This window comes from Bradyrhizobium sacchari, assembly GCF_002068095.1.
GTDB lineage: Bacteria > Pseudomonadota > Alphaproteobacteria > Rhizobiales > Xanthobacteraceae > Bradyrhizobium > Bradyrhizobium sacchari.
Map to the genome: position 1 here is coordinate 39659 of NZ_LWIG01000015.1, position 20544 is coordinate 60202.

The window sequence follows — 20544 nt, forward strand, 5'->3', positions numbered from 1 at the left end:
TGTCGCACACTGTGAAGCCACCCATGCTTAGTGCGGCATACAGTGCGAATCCTTCTATCAACGATGTAATGATAGCTGAGCACCAGCCGGCGGAGTTATCTGGCCTAAGAACGGGCGCCGTCTGACCAACAGATGACAAATTAAGCCACCTGTCGACCACGATCTGCCGAGCGGCAATGTTATTAGCGGGCGGATCACGCTTAAGCAGCACTCCGTCTACTTTCCTCTTCCGATGGCCGCACTGACCAGTCATCGTCGGTGTTGGAATCGATTTGAGCATCCCAAGTCCTCCGCAGTGAAGTCCTCCGCAGTGACGAACGGACGATACTCTAAGCCTCGTCCGTTACGCCCGCATCACTGCAGATCTCGAATCGACTACGAATGTAACGAACCGCAAGATTTATCGGTCACAAACGTCGTTCACGCGGTGATCTAGTGCTGTTCGACAGCGTGTCGAAAATCATACGCCGCAAAGCATATGGTCTGAGTCATACCGGGGGCTGCTCGGATCAGGCTCAAGCTCGTACCGCAGCGCCAAAATTTAATGGTGTCAAAAATCAAAGGTCGCTCAAACCAATGCTCCTGAGGTGGAGCAATTGTTACACTTCCGTGCTCATCAGCGCGGCGATAATACGATCGCGAGTGAGGGGCAGGTCCCGCAAGCGGATCCCCAGAGCTCCAGCGACTGCATTGGCGATTGCAGCTGCGGTGGGGCCCAGGGACGCTTCGCCGACCCCACTCGGGGCGCAGTCCGGCCTCGATAGGACTTCAACTGTAATCTCAGGCACCTCCGTGAAGGTCAAGATTGGATAATCCTTCCAGCTCTCGGCCGTCAGGCGCGCACCGTCTGTTGGAACCTCTTCCTTGAGGGTCCAGCTGGCCGCCTGCACCATGCCACCTTCGATCTGGGAAACGATCCCAGTCGGATTGATGGCAAGACCCGCATCGACCGCGGCCCACATACCGCGGAGCTCCACGTTTTCCTCGACCGCAACGAGGACGGCGACAGCGCAATACGTCCCCGTATTTTTGAATCGAGCAAACCCTAGCCCACGCGCCAATCCGTGTTGGCACGGCGATGACCAGTTTGCCAACTCGGCCACGCGTCGAATTACATCGCTGGCTCGTTCATCGGACAGGTGAGCGAGCCGAAATTCTACCGGGTCAACGTTCGCGATTTGAGCCAATTCATCCATGAAGCTTTCGATCGCGAACACGTTGGCGAAAGCACCCAAGGACCGGAGCGCGGAGAGCCGAAACGGAAGGTTGGGAACAAATTGATAGGTAACGTGTTGGGGAAAATCATAGAGCGCGACCGCGTTCTTCGAGCCGCCGTTGTGAAATGGCAGATCGGTATCCGCGCGAAGTGCAAACGCATCGTCCGCCGCGGCGGGGGCAAGCAAATTGACAGAGCCGTTCCAGCCGGGCCGCTGGATGTGGGTGCCAGACCGTGTCGACAGCCGCCACCCGGAAATCCGAGAACCCGATAATTTGGCGGCGATTTCGACACGCATCGGCGAACCGAGCGGTTCTGATGTCAACTCGTCCTTGCGGCTCCACTGAACCCTGACGGGGCGTCCCGGCAGACGGCTGGCCAGAAGCACCGCATCCATGGCTGCATCGTCGGCACCGTTATGGCCGTAACATCCGGCTGCAAGCATGTGCCGCACCCGGACGATTTCCGGCGGTACGTCCAGCACCTCGGCAATCTGCGCGCGAAGAGCAAAGACGTTCTGCGAGTGGGTCCATACCTCGACATGCCCCTCAGTGACGACCGCGACCCCGCAAGATGGTCCGATCGAGCCGTGGGCTATCAACGGCTTGGTATACGTCGCTGTGAGCACATCGTCACCGCCGCTAGTCTGATCCAACTCGGAGCCCTCGTCCGAGTGGATCACACTGTCGATGCTCGATGCGCGCAAAAGGATCTCCTGCGCAGTTAGCTTGGTCTCCTGCGATGGCGGGAAGCGCCAGGTGCAGTGCCGCTCGAGCTTTGCCGCGGCAACTTGAAGGCCATATTCGCTGTCTGCGATGACGCCGACGAGATTATTCTGGCGGATCACCTGCACGACGCCCGCAAGCCTCTCTACGACCTTGGCGTCGACGGAGTCGAGATGGGCCATCAGGCATGGCTTGCGGATGATTTTTCCATGTAACATGCCCTCCAAGGTAAAGTCGTGGATGAAAGCACCGCCGCCAATGCGCTCCAGCAGCTCCGTTCTCGGCGGACTTGCTCCGACGATTTCGTAGCTCTGCCGTGGCTTCGGAGTCGCCTGCCCAGTGATTGGAACATCGAAATTTATGTCGTCCGCCGCAGTCCAGTAGGTCTCGGCTGTCGGAGCGCCGTTGAGATGGAAATTGCCATCCATTGCAGTTATCTCGGTGCGTCGAGCTTGCAATCGCATTGCCGCCGCGTCGAATAGGCGATGCCGCAGCTCCGCTGCGGCGCGTCGCACGAGCGGGCCGGAGGTCTCGATCGACATGCTTCCGACCGTACCAGCCTCAAATGGCGAGACCGCTGTGTCGCCAGACACGGTAGCAGTCTTAGCTAGCGACAAGTCGAGCTCCTCGGCGGCGATCTGCCTTAAGGCGAGCAGGATGCCTTGCCCCAGCTCGACCTTACCGGTTTTTAGAACCGCGGTTCCCTCGCTTGAGAGATCAAACCAGGCGCCGAGACACTCCGGAACGCTGGGGGGCGCGTCGACTGCCCTAGTCATTCCGATAGCCCCCCAATTCGTCCACCGCGTCAATCGCTTTGCCAATGCCACGCAAAATTGCGGCGTGAGCACCGCAGCGGCACAAATGCCGACCGAGAGATTTCTTAACTTCTTCGATCGATGGTCGCTGCTTACCCGCAACGAGTTCGTGCGCCGTGACGAATATTCCGCTGAGGCAATAGCCGCATTGACCTGCACCAGCTTCGACGAAGGCCTCGCGAAGAATGTCCGCGATGTTTCCGGTAATCCCTTCGATCGTCTGAACGCTTTTGCCGGCGGCATCCGCGACCAGATAAGTGCATGAGCAGCGCCGCGTCTGATCGACGATGACTAGGCACGCGGAGCAGTCCTCTCCGCCGCAACCGAAACGCGTACCCCGTAACCCAAGTTCGTTCCTCAAGGCATAGATGAGAGGCGTCTCAGCATCGGTTGTCACCTCCACCCGTTTGCCATTCACGGTAAATGCCGTTGCCATGCCCGTCTCGTGCGTGCCGCTCGGTTTAAGATCCTCAAGGAGGTGCGTGGCGAACAGCACAGATGTCGTCGCTGGCCGAGCCTAATTGAGGACTTGCTTGACTTGCCATACAATCGATTGCAGAGAATATCAATCGCGAAGTCCGCCCGGGAGGTGAACGTGAAAAACCGTGTTGATGGGGCTGCAACGTCCGTCAAAAGTCAGGCATGTCCAGTGCGGGTGATCGCATTTGCAGGAGCGTCCAATTGGCCGCTATGGGTCGGGCAGCGTTTGGGATTTTTCGCCCGAGAAGGCATCGACCTTTCGCTCGAGCTGACCGCGAGCTCGATCCAAATGGCACAGGCGCTGCATGCCGGCTCAGCGCTCATTGCGCTTACGTCTATCGACAATGTGATCGCGTACGCAAATGGGCAGGGCGAGGTCCCCCTCGCTGGTCCGGCGGATTTCTTTGCCTTCATGGGCGTCGACGACGGCCTCTTGAGCGTCATGGCGAGCCCATCGATTTCCTCGATTGGTAATCTTGCCGGACGGACGCTTGCCGTCGATGCGCTCACGACGGGTTATGTGTTTGTGCTGAAGGAAATTCTGGCGCAAAATGGACTCTTCGACGGCGATGTTGCCTACGCGGCGATCGGTACGGGCGCGGAGCGGCTTGCCGCACTCAATGCGGGGGCATGCAGCGCGACGCTGCTCAATGCGCCGCTGTGTCTGGCTGCCGAACGCGCCGGGAACAGGCGGTTGATTCTCGCCCGGGACGTACTCGGCCGCTACCAGGGAATTGTTGGCGCCGCGCGACGCGGCTGGGCCGAGGCCAATCGTGCCAGCGTTCAGGCATTCATCCGGGCGTTCCACCGCAGCCTGCAATGGCTCAGCGAGCCGCGCAATCAGACCGAGGCCTGCGCAATTCTGGCGGCGCGGCTGCCGGCGCTCGCCGGGGTGGTCGACGTCGCCCATCGTATGCTGGTGCTAGAGGGAGGACTGGAGAAAAGCCTGACCATTGACCGCGACGGCACCGCCCGTGTGATCAAGCTGCGTGAAATCTATGGCACCCGGCGGACCGACCTCGGTGGGCCCGAGCGTTATATCGACGATTCGTTCCTGCGTTCGGCCCTGGCTTAAGCTGCGTCAGCGGCGATCGGCCTTGCGTGAGGAGGACGCTGCGCGCTTCGCAAGAGTGGTGCGGGGCGCTGCTGTTGAAGCCCTGACGATCAGCTTCGGCGGAAGCACTATGTTCCTGATCAGCTGATCATTGTCTTCCATGGCTTGCTGGAGCAGATCCGCCGCTTGAAGCCCCATCTCCCGGTGACTGATGCGAACCGTCGTCAGGGCGGGATGCACGAGGTCGACGAGCGGCATGTCGTTGTGTCCGACAATGGAAATATCGCGCGGGCAATTCATGTGCCTTTCCTGGAGCGCATCGTACGCCCCGAGCGCGAGCAGGTCGTTCGCCGCGACGATGCCGGTGATGTCAGGCCTCGCGTCGATCAGGCGGCGCATCGACTCGGCACCTTGCTCGCGCGTGTAATTCCCGGCGACCTCGCAAGGTGCCTTCAGCGGATCGAGACCGCGCGCAGCCAGGCCTTGCGCAAAACCCTGACGTCGCAAGAATCCCGTCGAGTGCTCGGGGGGGCCGGCAAGGTGACCGATATCCGTGTGTCCGAGATCGACCAGATGGTCCACCGCGAGTTGCATACCCTGTATGTCGTCGGATACGACGGCCGAAATGCGCGCTTCCTTCTCGGCCCGGTTCACGAGAACGGCGGGCAGCTTCTGCTCCACGCAAAACGAAACCAGCGGGTCGTGCCTGCTGGCCGTTGCGATGATCAGCCCATCGACGCGGCGCGCAATCAGGCCGCCTGCGATGTCGAGCTGCTGTTCTGGAGCGCCGCCGACATAGGCGACGAGCGTGGAGTAGCCGCGCGCCGACAGCCGCTCGGTCGCCCCGGTCAGGATCGGTGTGAACACGCTTGTCGCGATATCTGGCACCAATATTCCGACCAGCTTCGATCGTCCGGTGCGTAGGCTTGCCGCGACGGGGTCCAGCCGGTAGCCGAGTTCCTGCGCAGCCTTAAGTACCCGCGCAACGGCGGATGGATCGACCATCGGCCGTGTCTCGGGACTTAAGGCTCGCGAAACCGTTGAAACATGGACGCCAGCGAGCTCCGCCACCTGTTTCATGGTAACGGTGCGGCGGCTGCCCTTGGATTGAGAGAATCTGGCTTTCACGGCAATCACTCTTAGAGCAACCGAACAAATAGAAGATCGCCAAAGATTGCAAGCAAACCTCTACAATCGTTTGTAAAAAATCATGACCTCAATGTACCTTCTCCTCTGCGGTCGGAGGCAAGAGAGGCTGGTTGGCTCCCGCAGAACTTGTTTTGTTTTTTGCGAATGCAGCTCAGGCTCGCCCTGCGCTGGGCCTTTTTCTCTGCAGCCTTTCTCGAAATAAAATATTGTTTTAATTAAAGAATTTTTTCCGGTCGCCGATCGATTCGAATGGCGAGTCCCCCAAGACGCTGAACCGTCATTGCCCCCTTGATTGGCATCATACGTCCGAAAATGAGGCTTGACGCCGGCTACAAACATCTGCAATCGATTGTACAGCAGGAACGCGACATTAACGGAGAGAGGTGCTTCCATGAAGAAGACATTCGTTCGCGGTACATGGCAGAAGAACCGGGCGTTTTCGCCGGCCATCGTGACCGAAGGTGGCAAGATCATCTGGATCGCCGGCCATACGGGCCAGAAAGATGACGAGGGCAAGTCGCTAGCCGGTAATTTCGAGGCCCAGACCTACCAGACTTTCCGCAATATCGAGGCGACCCTGAAGGAAGCCGGCGGCTCACTCAAGGACATCGTCACCATGACGGTGTTCCTGACCGACGCGCGCAACACGACCCGGATGACGGAGATCAGAACGGAGCTGTTCGGATCCGATTTTCCCGCCAGCGCCGCGATCACGGTCACGGGCTTTGCCGATCCGAACATGCTGATCGAAATCCAGGGCATCGCGGTCGTCGAATAGATCGCGCCAACTCAAACGGGGAGATGAGCACATGTCATCGAGCAGTATTGGCGCACGGCTGGACCGGCTTCCGATTACGAGGCTGCATCGCAAGGTGTTTGGCCTGGTCGCGGTTGGCATGTTCTTTGAGGGGTTCGACATCTATATCGCTGCCAGCGTACTCGGAGCGACGTACAAATCCGGCTTCTCGACTTTGGCGCAGAACGGCCTCTTCATCTCCGCTACCTTCGTCGGCATGACTCTCGGCGCCTTAATGACGGGGTTTTGGGGAGATCGCTACGGCCGGCGGGTTACCTACCAGGCCAATCTGATGCTGTTCGGCGGCGCCTCGCTCGCGTCGTCCTTCGCGCCCGACATGACGACGCTGATTGCATTGCGCTTCCTAATGGGGCTCGGCCTTGGTGCTGAAAATGTCGTTGGCTATTCCATCATGGCGGAGTTTTTTCCGGCGCGCGTGCGCGGCCGCTGGTCCGGCCTGATCTGCACGCTGGTGACTGCGGGACTGCCAGCCTCTGCCCTTCTGGCATGGCTGCTGGTGCCGACCTTCGGATGGCGGGTGATGTTCGTGCTTGGCGCGGTCGGCGCCTTCGTTGCCTTTGCTCTCCGCCGCAGTTTGCCGGAATCGCCGCGGTGGCTGGCGGCTGTTGGCCGTGAGGCGGAAGCGGATGAGTTGGTATCGCGCTTCGAGCGCGCAGCCGGCGCCGGTCCGCCGCCTACGGCGATGTCCGCGCCGGCAAGCGTCGCGCCGGACGCCAGCGGCCTGTTTCGCGCTCCCTATATCGCACGTCTCGTCGTGGGCTGCGTCTCGCTGATGGTCGTTAACACCCTGATCTACGGCTTCATCACGTGGCTTCCGACGTTCTTCGTTGGCCAGGGAGAAACGATCGCGCGCAGCACTGGATACGCTCTGCTCATGGCAGTCGGTGGACCAATTGGATCCGCTCTCGGCGCAATTTCCGCCGATTTTTTCGGGCGAAAGTCGACCATCGTTGGAGCCGCGGCAACGACTATCCTTCTCAGCGTGATCTTCTCGCTATCAAGTAACGCCTTGCTGACGGCCGCGCTCGGCTTTCTCCTGACGATCCCGATCTACGTTCTGGTTGCCGTTCTCTTTGCCGTCTATGTCCCCGAACTGTTTCCGACAGAATTCCGCTTGCGCGGCGTCGGCATCTGCAATGCCGCGGGCCGATCCGCCAGCATCATCGTGCCGCTGTTCGTCGCGCCGATCTTCGGCAGCTACGGCGTCGGCGGTGTGTTGGCGATGATGGGCGCGGCCTTGCTGGCGATGATCATTGTCGTTGCCTCGCTCGGGGAGGAGCCGGAGCGAGAGCCGGCCGAGGAGGCAATCGTCGCAACCTGAACGCGGCGAAGGCTCACATCAGGCGAATTTTAAGACGGTCTCCAAGGAGCTTCCGCGGAGAAAGGGTGGAACTTTGTCTCGTCACAGGAGGTTTGGAATGCCGTTTCATATACGCTCACTCGCGACTGCCATCATGGGCCTCGTTGGTTTCGGTGCCGCTCATGCCGCCGACGTTTCCGCTCCTCCGGCCAAGGCGGAAAAGCCGGTCACGATCTTTCCCGCCTTCCTTGTCAACGACAATCGCGTCACCTATTCCTATTTGCCCAACGGCACCGATCCGGGCGTCACCGCCAAGACAGCCAAGCAGGTCTATTCCTTTACGCATTTCGATGCTTGGGCCTACGGGACCAATCTGATCAGCCTGTCGCTACTTAAATCGGATCACAACGATCCCGCGCAGCCATGCGCAATCGGTCGCACGGGATGCTCGGGCGCGAGCGAGTTCTACGGTTTCGTGCGCAGCACATTCGGCTTCAACCAGATCTTCAACACCAAGGCCCTCACCGTCGGTCCGCTCCACAATGTCTCTCTGGAGGTCGGTGCGGACGCAGAGGTGGAGAACAACGCACTGTCGCCGGCCAAGCGGGTCGGCGTAGTCGGCCTGCAGTTCGCCTTCGACTTGCCCTACAAGGGCTTCTTCAACGTTGCGCCGATGTATTACAAGGAGATCAATCATAGCGCGTTCATCCCTGCGCCATACGACAGCAACCAGAATTTCGACAGCACCTGGACGATCGAGACCAACTACTACATGGACCTCGGCTTCTTGCCGGACTGGCTGCCGCTGTCGGTGAGTGGCCGCGCGGCTTGGATCGGTCCGAAAGGGACCGGCACCAATCAGCCCGGGACGCTTACGCGCAAGCTCGAGCTGAACAGCGAGCCGATCCGTCTGACGCTCGATGCCAGCAAGGCCTTTGCGGGCGCCCAATACACTCACATGGTCGACGTCTGGGTGGCTTATCGCTACTGGCAGAACAAGTTCGGTCTCGATCACAATTTGGCGCCACAATGCGTCGGCACCAACGCCGGTGCCTGCACTGAGTCATCGGTTTACACGGGCGTTACGGTGAAATTCTAAGGGCCTCATGCCCTGGAAACCGCGTTTTCGCGTCAGCATTGCAGGTGCCCCCGCCGTGCATGTTGCTGATTTCATCACAAGGATTGAGCGTGATCTGCCACTCAAATGGGTTCGCGCGCCGAGGGACGATCGTCCGCACGGCTAATCTCAACCTTCCAAGGTCCAACTACTTGCGTTCGATTTCACTACAGCTGACGAACAAGGGTGAACGACAACCATGAGTACTCAGGACCCGATGACTTTCGAGCGCGCGAAGCAGGAATTCGAGAATGCCTGGAACAACCCGAACCATACTCGTTTCGAGCTGCCGCCGGTTGACGTAAACCGCGTTTTGCGCGAGCGCTACACAGTCGAGCCTGCAGCTACCAAGATGACCCTGACGCAGCTGTGGGACATGGAGACGCGTAAGGCGTGGGATCCCGCAACCTACATCCCCTATGTCGTTTCGAGAGGCCACTCTTGGGGGCGTCACGCGCTAGAAGAGGGGTGCCAACGTTTCTTCCGGACTTCGGAGCAGGCGGCTTGGATCGATCCGTCCCGTGGTGAGGTCATTGAAGATGTCTTCATCAGCCACTTGGAGCGCCGCATCCTTTTCCTTGGTTTGCCATGGATCGTTGACGACCGAGGCGAGAACCTTCGTGCAAGCAACTTTCAGCCGCTGTTTCACGTCGAGCACGCAGCGTCAGGTTCGGAGGAGCATCCGATCAACATCTGGCGTATTGTCGTGCTGACCGTGCGCGAGGATGACCGCTTCAAGCGTCCGTTCGAAGAGATGGTCGCTGCCGGCTATCTGCCAGGATTCGTCGAAGAGTACATGCGCCGCGACATGAACGTCTGCATAGATCGCTGCTAATAGGCGGCGAGAACCCACGATCACCGCACCCGACCGTATTCCTACATTAGGCGTTCCTCCCTGACTGAGCTGCTCCCCAGAGCAGCTCTTTTTTGCGCAATGAGAAGTGAAGCGAATAAACTAGGTCGCCGCTTTCGGGTTAGCGGTAAGTCAACCGACCTGAGGGGGCACGCGTTCGTCACCTGACAGTGGCATTACGAGAAGAACGGTCACAGGTGAAGAAGTTCGGTTGACCAGCCGGCGTTCCTCGCCCCCCGCAATTCGGCATGAGTCCCACCGGCCGATCGCAACCTCGTGCTCGCCGTTCGAGATGCTGAGCGTGCCGTCGAGGACGACATAGATTTTTTCTGGAGCAGACGCCGATAGTGTCGTTCCGCCGCCCGGCGCAATCACCGAAACGCCAGCCCAGAGATCCGAGGACGGCCCAGCTTCCCGTCCTTGCAGGCGGACCATTGCCATGTCGTGGTGACCGGCCGCCGTATAGGCAGGCGCCTCAGTGAAGCGAACAACATGCATGTTCAGTCTCCCGGTCGGAGCACGATGCGGTTGCGCGACGATCCGATCACGGCGTCGTAGGCGCGCTTGGCTTCGGTGAGGGGATAGATGCAAGACTGCGCTATAGGGTAGGGACGAAGGAAGCCGCCGGCAAAGCCGGGCAGCGCGCTGCGCAGCAGTTCCGCGCTCTCCGACGTCGAGAAGGCGAGGGTGTCGACGCCCAGATAGGTATGCCGGCCGCGATAGAACTCTAGGATGTTGAACGGAACGGTTTTGCTGGTGGTGGCGATCAGGATCTGCCGCCCGGCCTTGGCAAGCGATCGATGAGCGGCCTCGAAATAGGGGTCGCCAACAGTGTTGAAGACGATATCGGCGCCGTGGCCGTCGGTCAGCTCTCGCACCCGCGCGGCGACGTCGGTCGCCGCGGAGTTGACGATCTCGATCGGTGCGTTGCTGTGGCCTTCGTAAGCTTCGTCCTTGCGTACCACGCCAATCACTTTGGCGCCCTGCCAAGTCGCAAGTTGAACAGCGGCCTGGCCGACCTTGCCGTTTACACCCAAGATGAGGACATACTCGTTCGGCTTCGGCAAGCCGGATCTTCTGAAACCTTCGATCGCGGTCACAAAGGGGACCCCGATGCCGGCTGCCTCCTCCATCGAGATGCCATCGGGCTTTTCGACCACGGCCGCAGCCTCGACCACCACGTGGCTGGCATGGGTGCCGTCGCGGCGAATTCCGAGATCGCCCGAGGTGCCGAATACGGCTTTTCCAACAAGCGCATCGGGTCCCCGGACTACGCGTCCGGAGAAATCGCGGCCGGGGGTACGCGGGAATACTGCATAGGGCATCAGTCCAGTCGCGGCCTTGACGTCGGAAGGATTAACGCCGGCGGCCTCGATCGCAACTACGACCTCGTCGGCTTGCCGCGAGAGTGGATGTTTCTCGATGACCGGGATGATCGCCGCCGCGTCCGCGACCTTGGCGTTGAGCCGCACGCACGTCACCTCGATGGCGGCGTCGGTTCCGGATTTGAAAAAGGCACTCATCGCGTACTCCTAGATCTTGCTGACGGCCGACGAAGACAGGCCAACGATTCGCCTGGCGTCATCGGTCGTCGCGATCGTGCCGCCCAGATCCTCGACGATGCGGCGCGCTTTGGTCACCATCTCCGCGTTGGAGATCGCGAGCTTACCGCGGGATAGATAGACCGCATCCTCGATGCCTATCCGCACATGGCCGCCGGCAAGGTAGGACTGCGCCACCATCGTGAAGGCCGTCTTGCCGATGCCGACCGCAGTAAACTCTGCACCCGCAGGCAGCATGTCGCGCGCGTACATCACGGTTTCCGGCGAGGGCTGGAAACCGTAGCGGACTCCCATCACGAACGAGCACAGTACCGGGCCCTGCAGCGTACCGTCGGCGAGCAGGTCGTTCATCAACGCGATGTCCCCGGAGTCGAACAGCTCGATCTCCGGCTTGACTCCGGCGTCGGCGATCACTTTCGCCATCCGGCGGACATTGGCCGGGGTGTTGATCACAACTTCACTTCCGGAATTCATGGTGTTGAGATCGAGCGTGCAGATATCCGGCCGCAGCACGGCGATGTGCTCTACCCGCTTCTCTGGCACCATCAGGGTCGTCCCCTCGGCTGCGACCTTCGGATCGTCTCGGGACGGAACGAAACGTCCGCCCGGTCCGGTCGTGATGTTGAGGATCAGGGCGGAATTACTCGCGCGAATGCGCTCGACAACATCGACGTAATGGTCGAGCAGCATCGAGGGACGGCCGGTCAAGGGGTCGCGAACGTGGATGTGGACGACGGCGGCGCCGGCATCAGCGGCGCCGAGGCAGGCTTCCGCAATCTGCGCCGGGGTAATGGGCAGATGGGGCGTCTGCTCCGGCGTTGTCAGATTGCCGGTGACGGCGCAGGTTATAATAACCTTGTCTTGCGGGGGGCGCATGAAACTTCCTTTAGAGCGAGCGGCCGCCATCGACCACGAAGGTGGTCCCGGTGGCAAAGCCGAGTTGGGTTGCGCAGGCTAGAATCGCCGAGGCGATATCCTCGGCTGTCGCAATCCGCTTCAGCGGTGTCGTGTTAGCAGTCTTCGTGTTGAAGTCCGCGCCGCGGCCGGGAACGAAGCTGGTGTCGACCACGCCGGGCGCGACAGCAAGCACTCGAACCTCAGGCGCAAGCACGCGGGCCAGCGATTTCGTCATGACGTCAATGCCGGCCTTTGCGGCGCAATAGGCAATCGAGGAACCGATCCCGTTGCTGCCGGCGATCGACGAGATCGAAACGATCAGGCCGTCGCCGGATGCCTTCAGCATCGGAGCGAAGGTGCGAATCGCGGCGAACTGTCCACGCCAGTTGACCGCAAACATCCGGTCGATCAGATCGTCATCCAGCGCGTCGAGATCGGCGTGCGGCACCGGCTTGGTGAAGCCCGCGGCGTTCACCAGTACGTCTAGCCGGCCGAATTGTCGCTCGATCTCGCCACGCAACGCCACCAAGGTGTCGGTGCGCGCGACGTCAGCAATGAAGGCGGCATGTCCTTCTCCGGGCAGGGACTGCATCACTGACGCTGCGGATGCTGATTCCTCCGCGCTGTCGCGATGGCTGATCGCGATGCGCGCCCCGAGCTCGGCAAACTGCCTGGCGGCCACGGCGCCGATGCTGCCGGCTCCGCCGACGACGAGCGCGACCTTGCCGGTCATGGATTGCGTCATGATCTACCTCACTTGATCGGTGGCTTGGGACGGATCGCTTCGCCGTCTTCCATGGCGAAGCGGTAGTTCAGCGTGTACCAGGGGGCGCTGACGCCGGGTGCCGGCGGCTCCCCGTGGTCGTGTCGGCGATAGTCGCCGACCAGCTTGCGCGTTACGCCGAACACCACGTCGCTCTCGAGATGCTCGTCGTCGTCGACGAAGACCTGGGTGATTAGCGTCTTGTAGCCGGGCTTAAAGCCGAGGAAGTGGATGTGCGCCGGACGATATGGATGCCTATTCTGGGCGCGAAGTAAGTCGCCGGTCGGGCCGTCTGTAGGCACTGGGTAGCCCGCTGGCTTGACTGAGCGGAAGGAGAATCGTCCCGCCGCATCGGTCGTGAACTTGCCGCGCAGATTCATGTCTGTCTGCGTCTCGTCCTGGTTCTCGTAGAGGCCGACCGGCGATGACTGCCAGACGTCGACCTCGACATTAGCGAGCGGTTTGCCCCTGGAATCAACTATCTCGCCGGAGACGAAGAGCTCGGGGCCGGGCGTTGCCGAACGAACGATCGTCGCACCGTTCTCTGTCCGGGGAGAGTTGGCCCGCCAGAACGGTCCCAACAATGCGGCCGCGGTCTCCGTGGCACCGGCGTTGCCATTGTTCAGCAGGCAAACCAGCGTAGAGAAACCGACTGCATCCGCGAACAGGATACCCTCGTTATGGCTGTCATTGGTGGCCTGACCGATACGGTTCAGGAAGTCGACCGCCAGATCGTATTCTGCCTCGGTGAGCTTCACCTCGTGCGCGAAGGCGTGGAGGTGCCTGACGAAGGATTCCATCACCGTGCGTAGTCGCGCATTGCCGGTACCTGCCATTGCCCGCAACACGGTCGGCGTCACGTCCTCGAGCCTCTCTATGATGCCGTTCGACATCGGCTGCTCCTCTCTACACGACGATTGCTCGGAAACGTACAATCGATTGCAGATAGTTAGTGCAATCGATTGCATGAAGTCAAGCCGATCGCTATGCTTATTCTGCACGTGAGCTAAGCAGCAGGAATCTTTGGGTGAGTAGGCCCGTCCCCACGATCAAGGAAATAGCGGACGCTGCCGGCGTGCATCCGTCGACCGTGTCGCGCGCGCTGAACCCGAAAAAGCGCCATCTCGTCGCCAAGGAAGTCGCCGGACGGATCGCGGTTCAGGCGGAGGCCCTTGGCTATCAGCCCAACCGGCTGGCGGCAAACTTGCGCCTTGGGCGGTCCGATCTGATTGGCGTGCTGCTGCCTGATATCGCCAACCCTGTGTTTGGACCGATTCTTGGCGGCATCGCCGAGGTGCTCTCTGCGGAAGGTTACGCACCGATCGTCGCAAATGCCGGCAACGCGCCGTCTCAACAGGTTGGTTTTGTCGAGCGGCTGTTGAGCCAGCGCGTCGACGGCATGATCCTGGCGACCGTCTCGCAGGACGACGAATTGGTCGGCTTTTGCATCCAGCGCGGGCTTCCGGTGATGCTGGTCAATCGATCCGAGGCGCAGGATCGCGTATCCTCAGTAGTCTCGGACGACAATCTCGGGATGCGGCTTGCGGTCGATCACCTGGGCGCACTTGGACACCGGCGGATCGCGCATGTCGCTGGCCCTTTGTCGACTTCGACAGGCGCGCAGCGGCGCGACGGTTTTGCGCATGCGATGGCTCGGCGCGGATTGAACGGAGCGGTCCGCGAAGCCGCGGGTTACAGTCGCGAGGCTGGGAGGCTGGCGGCGACGGATCTGCTCGATGCAGCGGGCGATATCACGGCGGTTGTCGCCGCCAACGATCTTCTTGCGCTCGGCGTGCTCGATGCGTTGGCGGCGCGCCGACTACGCTGTCCGGGCGACGTCTCGCTGGTCGGGCACAATGACATGCCGCTGATGGACGTGGTCTCGCCGCCACTCACGACGGTACGGATAGAACATCGGGAGATGGGGCGGATCGCCGCCAGGATGCTGGTCGAGACGATCAAGAGCAGGTCGTCGGAGCTCCGTCACGTCGTGTTGTCACCGGAACTGGTCGTTCGCCAATCGACCGCACCCAGAGCCGTCGCGGCACGCGCCTAGCCATTTGTCGGCGCCCCGCGCAGCTGGCCGGATGACGGCGCCGCGGTCGAGTGACGAACCACCATTGATGCCGGCAGCAGCACGTGCTTCGGCTGACGCTCCTCCGGCGCGAGCTTAATGTCGGCGAACAGGATTTCGGCGGCGGCCTTGCCGGCCCGCAGCGGATCGACCTTAACAGTCGTCAACGGCGGCGACCACCGTTCCGCCATCGGAATATCGTTGAAGCCGGTCACCGAAACATCGCGCGGACATTCAAGGCCATGGCGCTGCAGGACGTTTAAGGCTCCGAATGCAAGCAGGTCGTTGGCGGCCATGACCGCAGTGAAGGGAACACCAGAGCGCAGCAACTCCTCCGCGCAACGCGCTCCCTCCTCCTCGCGATATTCGTTGCTGTAGACGATGAGGTCGTCCGAGACCACGGCCTTGACCCGATCGATCCAGTAGCGATAGGCGGCGAGCCGCTCTTCCGCCGTCGACCATGACGACGGGCCGGAAATGAATGCGATGCGCCGGTGGCCCAGCTCGGCAAGATGTTTCACTAGGGCACCGATGCTGGGTCTCACGTTGTAGCTGACCGAGGACACGGAATCGTCGTCGACATGGCTGTTGACGGTTACGATCGGCGTGCCGTCATGAGCGACGGCCGAGACCACCTCGTCCTCGCGCAAGGCGCTGGCAACGATCAGCCCCTCAATACCACGCGCGAGGAAAGTGCTAATCAGCTTTTCTTCCTTTTCCGGGTTGTTGTCTGTGTCGCCGATCAGCGCGACATAGCCATGCTCGGACGAGATGCTGTCGATGCCCTTGATGATGGGGCCGAACAGGCTGTTGGTGATGTCGGGAACGATGATGCCGATCGTCTTGCTTGAATGCGTGCGCAGCGTGGCGGCCGCGACGTTATGGCGGTAGTTGAGCTCGGCGACGGCGGCCTGAATGCGCGCCCGCACCTCATCGGTGATGCGATGGGCGGTTGCCGGGTCCAGCGCGCGCGAGACCGTCGAGAAGTGAACGCCGACATGCGCCGCCACATCCTTCAGCGTCGGACGCTTACCTTTCGTCGGGCCCGTCAATTGCCAAAAGTCCTTGCGTTCGCCTTCGGCGCGATCCATCTGCATGCAGATAGCAAACGCAGCTCGGCTGGGCAAACCTCCTGCGAGCTGCGCAAGCGATCGGGCATTCGGTCAATGTCCGGCATAGTCCGCGGCGGCGGGGCAGGTCCGCTGCTGGAAGGGCACCAGCCACTCGGAATGGTTGGCCTTGGTGATGATAGCGCCGGGGATTACGACCCGCTTCGGCATTGCCTCGCCGCGAATGGCCTTCAGGCCGATTTCGGTCGCCACGCAGCCGATCTTGAAGCCGTTGAACTCGGCAATCGCCAGCAGGCCGCCGTTCTTGACCGCTTCGACGGCCTCCGGCACGCCGTTGATTGATACCACGGCAACGTTGCCGCGGCCCGCGGCCTTCAACGCCTCGGCCGCGCCGAGTGCCGATGCATCCGCGGCTGCGATTACGCCGTTAATCTCGCTGTGTTGTTGGATCAAGTTCTCCATGACCTGCAGCCCGAGAAGGCGCTGGAAATTGGCAGGCTGGGACGCCAGCAGCTTGATATTTGGGTACTCCTTCAGCGCCGCATCGAAACCGCGCTTTCGCTCATCCCCGGTGTTGGACCCCTTGATGCCCTCGAGGATCACGACATTGCCCTTACCGCCGAGATGATCGAACAGCATCTTGGCGATGTCGTAGCCGAGCTTGTAGTCGTCCTGCCCGACGAAGGCGAGATAAGGCGCATCGCCAGCCTTGTCGTTGTAGTTGAGAACCGGCGTGCCGGATTCGATGAGCCGCTTGATCGTCGGCAATTGCGCCTTCGGGTCGATCGGCATGAACAGGACGAGATTGGGCCTGGTGACGCCGACATCCTCGAGCTGCGACATGCCTTCGGTGATATTGTTGGGTTTGGTCGGCACGTATTGGCGAATCGTCGCATTCATTTTCTTCGCCATTTGCTCGACGCCGGCGCGTACGCCCTCAAAATGCGGATCGACCTGGTTCTTGGTGAAGGCTGCGATGACCTCGCCGGCCGCAAGCGCCGGCGCGGCGGAAAGCCCGCAAGAGATCAGGGCCGCGGACAGCAATCTAAGATGTTTCACATGTCTGGTCTTCATGATAGCTCCCGATGGACTGGTCAAATGGCGCAAGGAGGGTCGTTATAGTCGGACGCGAAACCCTCATCTTCGCGCCCCGCGATTAACAGCGGCATCAGCAAGCACGGCCAAAACCACGATCGCGCCGGTCACAAACGGGTGCCAGGTGGCGCTAACATTGAGCAGATTGAGCGCGTTGACGATCAGAGTGAGAATAGTCGCGCCGAGCAGTGTTCTGAACAGTCCGCCGCTACCGCCGAACAGGGACGTACCTCCGACCAACACCGCTGCGATCGCGGGGAGCAACAGCGGCTCGCCGATGCCGGGTTCGGCCGCATTGAGCCGAGCCACATAGATCAGCGCCGCTAGGCCCGCCATCAGGCCGCTCACCATATAGAGCAGGGTTCTGCGCCGGGCGACCGGAATGCCCGACAGTACGGCCGCCGCTTCATTGGCGCCCATCAGATAGACTTCGCGCCCAATGGTCGTGCGCGACAGGAAGATCACGCCGCAGGCGCCCGTAACCAGCATGACCCAGATCGGAACGGGGACGCCGAGCCAAAAGCCGCTGCCGAAGAAGCGGAACGCCGGCGAGAAGCCGTAGACGACCTGGCCGGCCATGAACCAATAGGCGATGCCCTGAGCCACCCAAAGCATGCCGAATGTCGCAAGGAACGGCGGAATCTTCACCCGGTTGATTAGGACGCCATTGGTCAGCCCGACCAGAACGCCGCAGCCGAGGGCGACAGCGATGCCTGCGGTAGGCTGGCTAGTGGCCTTGATCGCCGCAGCCGAGAGGCAGGCGCAAAGCGTGAGGTTCGCGCCAATCGATAAATCGAGCCCACCGGCGATGATTACGAGTGTCAGCCCGGAGGCCACCAGGAAGAGCAGGCTGGCCTGGCGCAGGATATTGAGCAAATTGTCCGTCGTGGCGAAGGTTGGGCTGAGGCTCGACAGCAGCACGGCGATGCAGGCGATCAGACCGAGCCGTACGACGACTGCGACCGTGCCCGGCGCAAGTTGCTGCGGCCGTCGAATTACAGGGGCGGGGCTATCCATTGTCGTCATGCGCCGTTCTGTGATGCCTGCTTGCGATTGCGATCGATCAGCAGCGCCGTGATCAGCAGCAGGCCAACGCAGACAACCTGGAGCGATGGTTCCACCGAGAGAACGTTGAGGCCGTTGCGGAGCACGGAAATCGCCAGCACGCCGAGAACTGTGCCGAACAGCCAGCCCTGGCCTTTCTCGAACGACGTTCCGCCGAGCACTACCGCGGCAATGGCTTCAAACTCCATGCCGACAGCGACCGACGGATGCGCCGAATTGGTCCGTCCGAGCAGCAGCAGCGCCGACAGCGCCACTGTGAGGCTGCAGAGGAGGTAGACGCCCGTGTGGACGAGGTTGGCATTGATGCCGGCGAGATGCAGTGCATCCTTGTTGCCGCCGATCGCGAAAACATAATTGCCGAAGCGGGTCCGATATAGCAGCAGCGACAGCAACCCATAAACTAGCGCCGCGACCAGGACCGGGGTCGGCACCGCGAACACCGTGGATCGATAAAAATTTTCAAGGGCCGGCGTGAAGCCGCCAATCGGATCGCCGTTGGTGATGACCAGCGATAGTCCCTCGCACAGTCCCATAGTCCCGAGCGTGACCACGAAGGCCGGCAAGCCGAGGTAGCCGACCAGGACCCCGTTCACGGCGCCGGCGACGAGCCCGACCAGCATCGCGGCCGCCACGGATGCGGGTAGCCCCCATCCTGCGACAAGCAACTCAGCAATCACAACGCCGCATAGGCCGAGCAGCGCACCGACCGAGAGGTCGAGGCCCGCAGTGAGAATGATGAGGGTCATCGGCAACGCCAGCATCAGCAGCAGCGAAGACTGAAGGCCAATATTGGTGAAGTTTACGGCGGACAGGAAGCGCGGATTGCCGATCGCGAACACCACGATCATGCCGACGAGGATGAAGGTGACGCCCGGGATCCGGCGCAGTAGCGCGGCGGCTGGCGCGGTCAATGCGGCATGGACAATCTGATCAGTCATTGATGCACCGCCAGGTCGAGAATAGCCTTCTCTGAGAGCTCGTTGCGGCCGAGATGGCCGACGATCCGGTAGTCGCGCATGACGTAGGCGCGATCGCAGAGATGAATGAGCTCGGGCAACTCCGAGCTGATCACCAACACGGCGGCGCCGTCCTTCGCCAAATCGTCGATCAGCCGGTAGATCTCGGTCTTGGCGCCGATGTCGACGCCGCGGGTCGGCTCGTCGAGCATGAACAGCCGCGACCCGGCGGCGAGCCATTTGCCGAGCACGACCTTCTGCTGATTGCCGCCGCTGAGATTGCGGACGAACTGCGCTGGTCCTGGTGTTGCGATGTTCAACCGCGTGATCAGATTGCGGCAGACCTTCTCCGCTACGGAGGGCGCGAACCAGCCGCGGCGAAACAAGCGCCATAGAGCCGCTGCCGTAGCGTTTTCGCCGACGGCGAGTGGTAACGCGAGGCCTTCGCGCTTGCGATCCTCGGGCAGCAGCGCGAGCCCGGCACGGGTGCTGCGGTCTGGCCGTTGAGCAAAGTCGGCGCCGTCCAGCCTTATGACCCCGGTGCGCAGCGGATCCGCGCCGAATATCGCACGCACCACTTCGGTGCGGCCCGAGCCGACGAGGCCCGCCAGCCCCACAACTTCGCCGGCACGGATTTCCAGCGAAATGTCGGTCAGCTTGGCGGTCTGCAGATTGGTTACGGTCAGGACCGGCGCCCCTGCGGCCAGCGCCTCGCGACGCTTTAGCCCCGCGAGGGAGCGTCCGATCATTGCGCCTACCATTTCGTCAGGCGACACCTCGTCCCGGCGATAAGATGCGACCACGGCGCCGTCACGCATCACGGTGATGCGGTCACCCAGCGCGACCACCTCCCTCATACGATGCGAGATGTAGACGATCGCCACGCCGCGCTGCTTCAGCCGGGCAATCACCTCGAACAGCCGCTCGGATTCCCGCTCGGAGATCGCGGCTGTCGGTTCATCCATCACTAGGATGCTGGAATTTTGCGAGAGCGCCTTGGCGATCTCCACCATCTGCTGTTGTGCGACGCCGAGATCGGCAGCGAACGTCCACGTGTCGTAATTCAAACCGAGCTGCGCCAGCACGTCGCGGGCGGCAGCGTGCATCGCCGCCTTGTCGATGATGCCGGCTTTCGCAAAGGCGCGCTCGCGGCCCAGAAATATGTTCTGCGCGATGTCCAGATACGGCGCGAGCGAAAATTCCTGGAAGATGACGCCGACACCAATCCCATTCGCATCGGCGGGACCTTGGATCGCGATGCGCCGCCCCTTGTGTTCGATCACGCCGTCATCGGCGAGATAGGCGCCGCAGAGCACCTTGATTAGCGAAGACTTGCCCGCGCCGTTCTGCCCGAGAATGACATGCACCTCTCCGGCATGAATCTCGAGAGAAACCCCTCTGAGAGCATGAACACCCGGAAACGATTTGCTGATGTCGATCAGGCGCAGCAACGGCTCCGCGGTCCCTTGATCTCGCCCGGGCCTCACTGCCATGGTTTCGGGTCCCCCATCGGGACTTTCCCTGTTCGCCAGCATC

The 20544-nt window shown here is 61.4% G+C and carries 19 protein-coding genes; 6 read left to right on the plus strand and 13 right to left on the minus strand.

What is annotated here, in order from left to right:
- Window positions 1-599: 599 nt before the first annotated feature.
- Both A5906_RS21670 and A5906_RS21675 read right to left on the minus strand, forming a co-directional pair.
- Entirely contained in the window at window positions 600-2717 is a 2118-nt protein-coding gene (locus A5906_RS21670) for a xanthine dehydrogenase family protein molybdopterin-binding subunit (protein WP_080137356.1), read from the minus strand.
- Window positions 2710-3192, minus strand: a complete 483-nt coding sequence (locus A5906_RS21675) for a (2Fe-2S)-binding protein (protein WP_080137357.1) — start codon at window positions 3190-3192, stop codon at window positions 2710-2712. The genes A5906_RS21670 and A5906_RS21675 overlap by 8 nt, the downstream gene beginning before the upstream one ends.
- Before the next feature lie 159 nt (window positions 3193-3351).
- Between A5906_RS21675 and A5906_RS21680 the strand changes: the two genes are divergently transcribed.
- On the plus strand, window positions 3352-4311 hold the full coding sequence (locus A5906_RS21680) for an ABC transporter substrate-binding protein (RefSeq protein WP_161495415.1): 960 nt from the start codon (window positions 3352-3354) through the stop codon (window positions 4309-4311).
- A gap of 6 nt (window positions 4312-4317) precedes the next feature.
- Here A5906_RS21680 and A5906_RS21685 read toward each other — a convergent pair whose 3' ends face one another.
- Window positions 4318-5427 (minus strand): LacI family DNA-binding transcriptional regulator, encoded by a 1110-nt coding sequence (locus tag A5906_RS21685; protein WP_245326841.1) that lies wholly within the window; start codon window positions 5425-5427, stop codon window positions 4318-4320.
- A gap of 403 nt (window positions 5428-5830) precedes the next feature.
- Between A5906_RS21685 and A5906_RS21690 the strand changes: the two genes are divergently transcribed.
- The 4 genes from A5906_RS21690 to A5906_RS21705 all read left to right on the plus strand — a co-directional run bounded on the left by A5906_RS21690 (window position 5831) and on the right by A5906_RS21705 (window position 9508).
- Window positions 5831-6217: a RidA family protein gene (locus A5906_RS21690; RefSeq protein ID WP_080137360.1), complete on the plus strand. Its 387-nt coding sequence runs from the start codon at window positions 5831-5833 to the stop codon at window positions 6215-6217.
- Window positions 6218-6248: 31 nt separating this feature from the next.
- The gene (locus tag A5906_RS21695) at window positions 6249-7577 is read left to right on the plus strand and encodes an MFS transporter (protein WP_080137361.1); all 1329 of its coding nucleotides are present in this window, start codon (window positions 6249-6251) and stop codon (window positions 7575-7577) included.
- Between the two features lie 97 nt (window positions 7578-7674).
- Complete coding sequence (locus tag A5906_RS21700; RefSeq protein WP_080137362.1) at window positions 7675-8655, plus strand: hypothetical protein; 981 nt, start codon at window positions 7675-7677, stop codon at window positions 8653-8655.
- A 217-nt stretch (window positions 8656-8872) separates the two neighbouring features.
- Window positions 8873-9508 (plus strand): hypothetical protein, encoded by a 636-nt coding sequence (locus A5906_RS21705; RefSeq protein ID WP_080137363.1) that lies wholly within the window; start codon window positions 8873-8875, stop codon window positions 9506-9508.
- 150 nt (window positions 9509-9658) lie between these two features.
- Here the strand turns inward: A5906_RS21705 and A5906_RS21710 are convergent, their stop codons facing one another.
- Genes A5906_RS21710 through A5906_RS21730 form a run of 5 tightly spaced genes read right to left on the minus strand, consistent with a single transcriptional unit; the run spans window position 9659 to window position 13641 of the window.
- Window positions 9659-10024, minus strand: a complete 366-nt coding sequence (locus A5906_RS21710) for a cupin domain-containing protein (protein WP_080137364.1) — start codon at window positions 10022-10024, stop codon at window positions 9659-9661.
- A 2-nt stretch (window positions 10025-10026) separates the two neighbouring features.
- A complete protein-coding gene (locus A5906_RS21715) occupies window positions 10027-11049 on the minus strand; it encodes a quinone oxidoreductase family protein (RefSeq protein WP_080137365.1) in 1023 nt (340 codons plus the stop codon).
- 9 nt (window positions 11050-11058) lie between these two features.
- Window positions 11059-11994 carry a beta-keto acid cleavage family enzyme gene (locus A5906_RS21720; protein WP_245326842.1) on the minus strand — a complete coding sequence of 312 codons (936 nt, stop codon included), beginning with the start codon at window positions 11992-11994 and terminating at the stop codon, window positions 11059-11061.
- Entirely contained in the window at window positions 11975-12730 is a 756-nt protein-coding gene (locus tag A5906_RS21725) for an SDR family NAD(P)-dependent oxidoreductase (protein WP_080137367.1), read from the minus strand. Before A5906_RS21725 ends, A5906_RS21720 begins: the two co-directional genes overlap by 20 nt.
- An 8-nt stretch (window positions 12731-12738) precedes the next feature.
- Window positions 12739-13641: a dioxygenase family protein gene (locus A5906_RS21730; RefSeq protein ID WP_080137368.1), complete on the minus strand. Its 903-nt coding sequence runs from the start codon at window positions 13639-13641 to the stop codon at window positions 12739-12741.
- Between the two features lie 134 nt (window positions 13642-13775).
- On the opposite strand from A5906_RS21730, the gene A5906_RS21735 reads away from it, so the two are divergent.
- Entirely contained in the window at window positions 13776-14804 is a 1029-nt protein-coding gene (locus A5906_RS21735; protein ID WP_080137369.1) for a LacI family DNA-binding transcriptional regulator, read from the plus strand.
- On the opposite strand, the gene A5906_RS21740 is transcribed toward A5906_RS21735, so the two are convergent.
- The 5 genes from A5906_RS21740 to A5906_RS21760 all read right to left on the minus strand — a co-directional run bounded on the left by A5906_RS21740 (window position 14801) and on the right by A5906_RS21760 (window position 20543).
- Complete coding sequence (locus tag A5906_RS21740; protein ID WP_080137370.1) at window positions 14801-15919, minus strand: LacI family DNA-binding transcriptional regulator; 1119 nt, start codon at window positions 15917-15919, stop codon at window positions 14801-14803. The genes A5906_RS21735 and A5906_RS21740 overlap by 4 nt on opposite strands.
- Before the next feature lie 66 nt (window positions 15920-15985).
- Window positions 15986-16966, minus strand: a complete 981-nt coding sequence (locus tag A5906_RS21745) for a sugar ABC transporter substrate-binding protein (protein WP_080137371.1) — start codon at window positions 16964-16966, stop codon at window positions 15986-15988.
- Window positions 16967-17029: 63 nt separating this feature from the next.
- A complete protein-coding gene (locus tag A5906_RS21750; RefSeq protein ID WP_245326843.1) occupies window positions 17030-18004 on the minus strand; it encodes an ABC transporter permease in 975 nt (324 codons plus the stop codon).
- Between the two features lie 5 nt (window positions 18005-18009).
- Entirely contained in the window at window positions 18010-18990 is a 981-nt protein-coding gene (locus A5906_RS21755; protein ID WP_080137373.1) for an ABC transporter permease, read from the minus strand.
- Entirely contained in the window at window positions 18987-20543 is a 1557-nt protein-coding gene (locus A5906_RS21760; RefSeq protein ID WP_347337609.1) for a sugar ABC transporter ATP-binding protein, read from the minus strand. The genes A5906_RS21755 and A5906_RS21760 overlap by 4 nt, the downstream gene beginning before the upstream one ends.
- Between the last annotated feature and the right edge of the window lies 1 nt (window position 20544).